Origin of the sequence: Saccharopolyspora kobensis (assembly GCF_900108315.1) — a bacterium.
Lineage (GTDB): Bacteria > Actinomycetota > Actinomycetes > Mycobacteriales > Pseudonocardiaceae > Saccharopolyspora > Saccharopolyspora kobensis.
In genome coordinates this window covers 80,088-87,964 of record NZ_FNVB01000016.1, presented here as the reverse complement: position 1 = coordinate 87,964, position 7,877 = coordinate 80,088, and the positions used below count along the sequence as shown (strand labels likewise).

General features: G+C 68.0%; 8 protein-coding genes. 7 read left to right on the top strand and 1 reads right to left on the bottom strand.

The window, feature by feature from the left end:
• The 7 genes from C4T78_RS34435 to C4T78_RS34405 all read left to right on the top strand — a co-directional run.
• Positions 1–771: Hsp70 family protein (locus tag C4T78_RS34435; protein ID WP_181138267.1), on the top strand; the 771-nt coding region annotated here is incomplete at its 5' end.
• A 249-nt stretch (positions 772–1,020) separates the two neighbouring features.
• Positions 1,021–1,845 (top strand): ESX secretion-associated protein EspG, encoded by an 825-nt coding sequence (locus tag C4T78_RS34430; protein ID WP_093358691.1) that lies wholly within the window; start codon positions 1,021–1,023, stop codon positions 1,843–1,845.
• Between the two features lie 149 nt (positions 1,846–1,994).
• Positions 1,995–2,414: a hypothetical protein gene (locus C4T78_RS34425; RefSeq protein WP_093358693.1), complete on the top strand. Its 420-nt coding sequence runs from the start codon at positions 1,995–1,997 to the stop codon at positions 2,412–2,414.
• Positions 2,415–2,441: 27 nt separating this feature from the next.
• Entirely contained in the window at positions 2,442–2,993 is a 552-nt protein-coding gene (locus C4T78_RS34420; protein ID WP_177247840.1) for a DUF3558 domain-containing protein, read from the top strand.
• Positions 2,994–3,025: 32 nt separating this feature from the next.
• Positions 3,026–4,303 carry a hypothetical protein gene (locus C4T78_RS37355; protein ID WP_093358695.1) on the top strand — a complete coding sequence of 426 codons (1,278 nt, stop codon included), beginning with the start codon at positions 3,026–3,028 and terminating at the stop codon, positions 4,301–4,303.
• Between the two features lie 58 nt (positions 4,304–4,361).
• Positions 4,362–5,360, top strand: a complete 999-nt coding sequence (locus C4T78_RS34410; protein WP_093358697.1) for a YdcF family protein — start codon at positions 4,362–4,364, stop codon at positions 5,358–5,360.
• A 119-nt stretch (positions 5,361–5,479) separates the two neighbouring features.
• Positions 5,480–6,595: a VanZ family protein gene (locus C4T78_RS34405; RefSeq protein WP_235863903.1), complete on the top strand. Its 1,116-nt coding sequence runs from the start codon at positions 5,480–5,482 to the stop codon at positions 6,593–6,595.
• Here the strand turns inward: C4T78_RS34405 and C4T78_RS34400 are convergent.
• Complete coding sequence (locus C4T78_RS34400) at positions 6,588–7,817, bottom strand: sensor histidine kinase (RefSeq protein ID WP_103908193.1); 1,230 nt, start codon at positions 7,815–7,817, stop codon at positions 6,588–6,590. The two genes, C4T78_RS34405 and C4T78_RS34400, sit on opposite strands and share 8 nt — an antisense overlap.
• Positions 7,818–7,877: the final 60 nt, after the last annotated feature.

Sequence of the window (7,877 nt, the reverse complement as noted above, 5' to 3'; positions counted from 1 at the left end):
CTGCGCGGTGAGGTCAAGGACGTCCTGCTGCTCGACGTCACCCCGCTGTCCCTGGGCATCGAGACCAAGGGCGGCATCATGACCAAGCTGATCGAGCGCAACACCACGATCCCGACCAAGCGCTCCGAGACCTTCACCACCGCCGACGACAACCAGCCCTCGGTGATGATCCAGGTGTTCCAGGGCGAGCGCGAGATCGCCGCGCACAACAAGAAGCTCGGCATGTTCGAGCTCACCGGCCTCCCGCCGGCGCCGCGCGGCATGCCGCAGATCGAGGTCACCTTCGACATCGACGCCAACGGCATCGTGCACGTCTCCGCCAAGGACCTCGGCACCGGCCGCCACCAGTCCATCAAGATCAGCGGTGGGTCGGCGCTGCCGAAGGACGACATCGAGCGGATGGTCAAGGACGCCGAGACCCACGCCGAGGAGGACCGCAAGCGCCGCGAGGAGGCCGAGACCCGCAACCAGGCCGAGACCCTCGTCTACCAGACCGAGAAGATCCTCACCGACAACACGGACAAGATCCCGGCCGACACGCGCAACCAGGTGCAGGACGCGATCAAGGACGTCAACGAGGCGCTCAAGGGCGAAGACGTGGAACGCATCCGATCGGCGGTCGATCACCTGGCGACCGCCTCGCAGGCCATCGGCCAAGCGATGTACGGGCGACAGGCGCCGCAGGAACCCGAACCGGAGCAACCAGGACCGCCGGAGGACGACGTAGTCGACGCCGAGGTCGTCGACGAGGACGACAAGAAGAAGGATTGACCAGCGGATTCGCGCCGGGGCACAATTTCCGGAATATGCCCCCGGGAATTCGCGAGAATACGTCGCGTCCGCCCGAACGGGGTAGGTCCGCGTGGTACCCGGCCGTTCCCGGGAATTGACATGGTCCGCTGTGGACGGTGGCTGGTCTGTTCCGGTGACTTGAGCACCAGGTTTCTGGATTGATGCCGTGTTCTGGCTAGTCTCGAAGGTCCTCGAAAGTTCCGTGCGTGCGGCATTGCGAGGTCTGGGGTGGAGTGCGACTTCTGGGAATTCGGCGCGATCGTGCGGCACGAGAAGGCACGTCGCGAGAACGGGGGAGCGGGCGCACGGCGCAGGTTCGACATCCCCGCGTTCGTCACCTCCCGCGACAGCGGGCTGGACCAGCCGGGGAATCCGGTGGAGGTGCTGGAAACCGCGGAGAAGAGCGTCCGCGCCAAGAAATGGATCACCGGCGGCCGCTTGAGCGATGAGTGGTACGAGATCGTGACGGCGTTGGCGCAGGGCCACTCCCTGACGTACCTGTACCTGACGGAACCGGATCAGCCGGAAACCCGCGCCATGGCGACGGTGAGCAACCTGGCGTTCCGCATCGTCCTCCGCGGTGACAGGGTCTGGATCGACGAAGTGGCCACGAGCGCGGCAGAGCGCTCGGTGGTGGAATGCCTCCCGGACGTCAACCCGGCAAACGGCCGAAGCGTCCTGCTGCCAACGGAACTCCTCGCGGCAGCAGCCCTGGAGGCGGAGAACCACAAGGCGGACCAAGGTGACTGGATCGCCTACGAACTGGGGCGGGCTGGCGTCGACCCTGCCGACGCCACGGAGGTGGGACGGCTGTCGAAGCTGGCAGACCGCGTGATCGGTCAGTTCAACGTGGCGACCAGGGATGCCGCGGGACGAAACCAGGTATCGCCCTTGGCGGTTGTCGTTCACCACGGGCCCGATGGCAGAGTGGCGCAGGTCAGGCAACCGCCGAATGGGGATAGCTCCTTGGTCGGGCCTGCTTCCGATGGGCTAATCATCGATGCTCTGCGGAATTTTCGAGAGCAGCTTACCAGGAGTGAAGCTGTTCGTTAACAGTTAAATGTGAATGTGATGCCACGTCTGCTGGTCGAACTGCGTGCGGGTAAGTCCATCGGTGGATGTTATCGGAAATTTGCATTACGGCGACCTGGATTGTGGAAACATCGGGCGCCGACGCGATAGCCGGTCTGCGGGGAGGCGACGTGAACGACCCGACACCGCCGCAACGAACTGCTGCTGTGAGCGTTCCGGACGCGCAGCCGACCTTCTTCCATCCCGCAACCGGTGCTGCGTTGATCCAAGCGGGAACATCGTTCGGGAACCACACCTTTCACATCAGGCCCGACGAACTGCCGAGAGTCCTAGCCGGGCTGGACAAAGTTCGTGACGCGTATGTCGTCGCGCAAGACCGGGCAACGATGCTCGCACAGGTCGTGCCGCCGTTCGCTGATGAAGTGACGATGAACGCGGTCGCCCGGATTCGCGAACGGGCGCGAGGCGGCGAAGGAAGTCTCTACGACACCGCACGGGGCCTGATGGATTGGGTGGACGAGTTCAAGAAGGCCGTCCAGAAAGCGATCGTTGATCATCAGCGGATCGACGAAGAGAACAAGCCGGGGTGATCCGTGCACACCGCCCGCACTGCTCACGTGACAGCAACCGGTCTGCTGTTCCTGTCGTTGGCCGGATGCGGTAGTGCCACATCCGGCCAGCCCGTGCCGTCAACGGCGGGGCAGACGACTACAGTGGACGATCCTTTCAAGGTCGACAACCCGAGGAACCTCGCCGCGATCAGTGATCCGTGTCAGCTCCTGTCGCCAGAACAGCTCCAGCAGCTAGGGGCGACTTCCCCGGTTCCGGACCGATCGCCCTGGGGGCAGGGAACCTGTCGCTGGAACAACGAACAGCTGTCCCTGAACCTCGCTCCGGATACCGTGCAGAGACAGGGGCTGAAGTACACGGCCAAGATCTTCGGTGATGAGCAGGGGAATCCGACTGCCGAGATCGATGGCTATCCCGCGGTGCACGCCGGGGTCAGCGATCTCGCCTGCACCACGGCGGTGGGTGTGTCGGAGACTGAGATGTTCAACGTCCAGTTCACGGCGGGGAGCGAGGGGCGCAACAATCCCGAGTTCTCCGATCCGTGCGCTGTCTCCGACCGGGTAGCCGGCATGGTGCTGGCGAATCTCCCCGCTGGCTGAGGACTTTTCGAGCTCAACGGAGGTGGAGCGTGATGGGGGCGTTCGACTGGTTGTTCGGAAAGCAGGAGATCCCTGGCCGCGCGCAGGCGGCGTTCGATCACCCGAAGGTCTACGGAGAGGTGGGCCAAGGGCCGGGTGTTCACGCGTTGTCGACAGCGGCGGCGATGTGGGCCACCGATGTCAGCAAGGCGTTCAACGATGCTGATTTAGCGCTGGATCGGGTGCTGAAGGATTCAGAAGTCCTGATGGAGGGTCCTGCCGCTGATCAAGCTCGGGAGGCGGTCCGGCCGCTGTCGCAGGCGACGCAGGAAGCGGAGGACGTGGCCGTGCGGGCGTCAGCTCTGGTGGAGCAGCAGGCGCAGGGATCGGCCGACTTCAAGAACGTTTTCCTGAAGCCGCACCAGGTGCCGCCGGACAACATCGGTTGGGGTGACTACGTCAACCCCTATGCGTTCGCGCTGAAGTCCGGAGTCCGTGCGGGGCACGAGGAAATCCGGGACCAGATCGAAGCGCAGGCGCGGCAGCAGTACGAGGACTACACGCGCAGCACGAACGAGCGGGTGAACGCGATCCCCCAGTTCTCACCGCCGCCGAAGTTCACGGCCGATGTCGAACCCGCGAAGACCGATCCGGTGCACAAGGTCGAGCCGCTCAGCAGCCACACCAGCACCACGGGCACCAGGGACGAGTCGGAGCGGCCCGTGGCGTCTCCGGTGGCTGATCCCGGACCTCCGTCCGCACCGGCTGTGCCGCACGAGCCGACAGCTTCGGACGCGGCTCCGGTGGCGCCCGCTGAGTCCGGCTCGGCGTGGGTGGCACCCACTGCGAGCGGGAGCCCCGTGACAGGTGGAAGCGTTCCCGCCCCCGGCGGCGGAGGCGGGGTCACCGGCGGGGTGGTCGTGCCGCCGGGCGGGAGCGGCGGTCGCCCGGCTCAGCCCGGAAGCGGGCACGGCGGGACCGGGCGGGGCGTTCCCGGCGGAGGCACCGGACGGGGCGGCGACACGGGGAAGGGGCTTCCTGGTGGTGGCCGGTCCGGGAGCGGCAGTGGTCCGACGGCTCCGGGCTCCACGGGCTCCGGCACTTCGGCCGCGCGTGGCTCGTCTGGTGGGGGCGGTGTGGCCGGTGGGCCGCCTGCGGCTGGTGGTAACCGGCAGAAGGAGGACGACAAGGAGCACGACCGCAAGTTCGTCAAGGGTGACCGGGACGCGTGGAGCGATCTCGAGCTGCCCAAGGTCGCTCCGGCGGTGTTCGGGGACTGGGAGGCCGAGGCGCTGAAGGGCAAGCCGCCGCGGCCTCCTGAGCAGATGTAGTCCGCCCCGGGCAGCGTGCCGGTGCCCGTATGATCAGCCGTCGGTTAGCCTTCTGGCCGTGCTCTTCTTCGTGATCGCCGCTGTGCTGTTCGGCATCTTCCTGATCGGCTTCATCCGCGACCGGCGTCGGGTGCGCAACGGCGTCTACCTCTTCTTCTGCCTGATGTTCGTGATCGCCGGGCTGCTGTTCGAGCTCGCGATGATCAACCAGGTCGCCGCCGCGCTGATCCTCGCGGGGCTGGTGATCCTGGTGCCGGTGACGGTGCTGGTGCTCGCCGGGTTCCTGATCGCCAACGGGATCACGATGCTGCGCCGGGAGGGCAGGCGGGTGGCGAACCTGCTGTCGCTGGCCGCCGGGCTCGGGATCATCGGGTTGATCGTGCTGAGCTTCCTGGCCAACTACTTCCAGGTGAAGCCGGCCATGGCGTTCGTGAACGCCGTGAACAGCGTGCTGTTCTACGTGTCGTTCCTGTTCGTGTGCTTCCTGCTGTACTCCTTCGTCTACGGCAAGTTCCCGCACAAGACCGATGTCGACTTCATCGTGGTGCTCGGTTCCGGGCTGTTCGGCTCCAAGGTGCCGCCGCTGCTGGCCAGCAGGCTCGACCGCGGCCGCGCGGTGTTCGACGCCGAGCGCGCGCGGGGCAGGCAGCCGCTGCTGGTCACCTCCGGCGGGCAGGGGCCGGGCGAGGACCTGCCCGAGGCGCGCGCCATGGCCGACTACCTGATCGAGCGCGGCGTGCCCGCCGAGCAGATCCTGGTCGAGGACCAGTCGCGCACCACCGACCAGAACCTCCGGTTCAGCAAGGCGATCATGGAACAGTCCAAGCCGGACTTCCGCTGCCTGGTGGTCACCAACAACTTCCACGTGATGCGCGCCGCGCGCATCACCCGCGCGGAGAAGGTCAACGGCCAGGTGATCGGTTCGCCCACCGCCCGGTACTACTGGCCGAGCGCGACGATCCGCGAGTTCGTCGCGGTCTTCCTCTCGCACAAGGTGATCAACGGCGGCATCTGCGTGCTGCTGTTCCTCGGCGGCCTGACCCCGGCGTCGTCCTGACCCGCGGGGGCGCGGGTTCGCGCCCTCCCGGTTAGGATCGCCGCGTCCGTGCGCAGGGTCCTGCGCTGTTTCGCCGTGCGTGAAGGGGAGTTGTGAGCACGCGGTTGATTCCGGCTGTGGTGGCGATCGTACTGGGGGCGCTGCTGGCGATCGCCCTGTTCGTGCCGTACGTCGCGAGGCAGTACCGCAGACGTGGCGAACTCGGCATCGGCAACGCCGCGCTGGCCCTCGGCGGGCTCGTCTACAGCCTCGGGCTGATCGCCTACGTGCTGCTCCCGATGCCCGCCATGCGCCCGGACTTCTGCGCGGTCTACGGCACCAGCGGTCCACAGTGGATCCCATTCAACTTCCTCACCGACATGGAGAAGGAAGCGATCGGCACCGGCATCGCCGCCACCCTGCGCAATCCGGCGCTGACGCAGGTGCTGCTGAACGTGGCGCTGTTCCTGCCGCTGGGCATGTTCGTCCGGTACATGTTCCAGCGCAGCGTGGTCGCCACCACGGCCATCGGCCTGGGCGCGTCGCTGCTGATCGAGCTGACGCAGGTCACCGGGATCTGGTTCCTCTACCCGTGCGCGTACCGGCTGTTCGACGTCGACGACCTGATGGCCAACGGGCTCGGTGCGCTGCTCGGTGCGCTTGCGGCGCCGCTGCTGCGCGCGGTGCCGGGCCAGCGCATCGACTCCGATCCGGGCCAGCCGCGGCCGGTGACCAGGTCGAGGCGGTTGCTGGCGATGGTGTGCGATCTGATGGCCTTCCAGTTCACCGGTGCCGTCGTCGTCGCAGGCGCCAACGCGGTACTGCTGGCCGTGCACGGTGAGCTGCTCAGCGGCGTCACCCCGCCTGCCCAGCTGCCCGGGTACGCCGAGGTCAACGCGGTGTCGCCCTGGCTGCCTTGGTTCCTGCTGGCGGTCGTCGTCCCGCTGGCGGGCAAGGCGCCCAGCCTCGGCCAGCGGATCGTGCGGTTGCAGGCCACCAGGCCCGACGGGCGACCGGCGGGAGCGGCGATGCGCCTGCTCCGCAGCCTGTTCGGCGTCGGTGGCTACGTGCTCCTCAGCCAGCTGAGCAGCACCGCGCCCGGACTGGAACTGCTGGGCACGCTCGCGTCCCTCTACGGCCTGGCCTCGCTCATCGCGCTGTTCACCACGGACGGGCACCGCGGGCTGTCCTACGTGTTCACCGGGCTGCGGCTGACCGACTCGCGCGCCGCCGACCGCGTGGAAGCCCTCAGCTGAGCTCGCGCGGTTGCGCGGGCAGCGTGGCCGAGACCTCGAAGCCGCCGTCGGGCAGCCGGCCGGAGCTGATCTCGCCACCGGCCAGCTGCACCCGCTCGGCCAGGCCGATCAGGCCCTGACCGCCGCTGGGCAGGCTGCGCTGGAAGCCCGCCGCCGGACGGCCGTTGCGGACGGAGAGGGCGAGCTGCTTCGGCCGGTAGTCCAGCGCGACGGTGGCCCGCGCGCCGCCCGCGTGCTTGTGGACGTTGGTCAGCGCCTCCTGCACGACCCGGTACGCGGCGCGCTCCACCTGGTCGGCGAGGTCGCGGCGGTCACCGGTGAGGACCAGCTCCACGTCGAGCCCGGCGTCGCGGGAGGCCGACACGAGCGATTCGAGGTCCTTGAGCTTCGGCTGCGGCGGCTCCGGCGTCTCGTCGCCGGGATTGGCGCGCAGCACGCCGATCATCTGCCGCAGCTCGTCCAGCGCGCCGCGCCCCACCTGCTGGATCGTCGCCGCCGCGCTGGCGGCCTTCTCCGGGTCGGCCTTGGCCACCATCTCCAGCGCACCGGCGTGCACCACGACCAGGCTCACCTGGTGCGCAACGGAATCGTGCATCTCGCGGGCGATGCGGGCGCGCTCCTCGCTGCGCGTGCGCTCGGCGATCAGGGAGCGTTCGCGCTCGGCGCGCTCGGCCCGCTCCACCCAGTGCACCAGCCGGGTGCGGCGGCCGGCCATGTAGCGGCCGACGACGACCGGGAAGAAGAGGAAGAGCGACCAGACCACGAGGTTGCTGAGCAGGGCTTCGAAGTTCCCGTGGAATCCCTTGACCAGCCAGGCGAGAGGTTCCTCCAGGACGCACAGCACCGCGACGCCCCAGATCTGCCAGTTCTTCTTGCCGTAGGCGCCCAGCGCGTACAGCGCGGGCAGCTGCGCCAGCGACGACATCGGCTCGATGAGGCGCAGCACCGTGGTGATGAGGACCACCGCGATCGGGAACCGGCGCATGCCCAGCAGGGCCAGCGCCCCGATCAGCGCCAAGGCCAGCAGCGGCAGCGCCGCGCCGAAGTCCGGGCGGTTCTGCAGGACGCTCATGGCGGAGATCGCGAAGGTGATCGCGCTGATGGCGGCCAGCACCACCCACCGCGGCACGCCCGCGAGCCAGGACGGTCGCGAACCGACGAACGGTGCTTCGTCCGGTTCGACTGCGCTCGGCGAGGTCGCGTTCAGCTTCTCGGTAGCCACGCCGCGAGCCTATGGCAACGGCCGCCGCGCCGGATGAACCCCGGGTTGTACTCCTGGGGT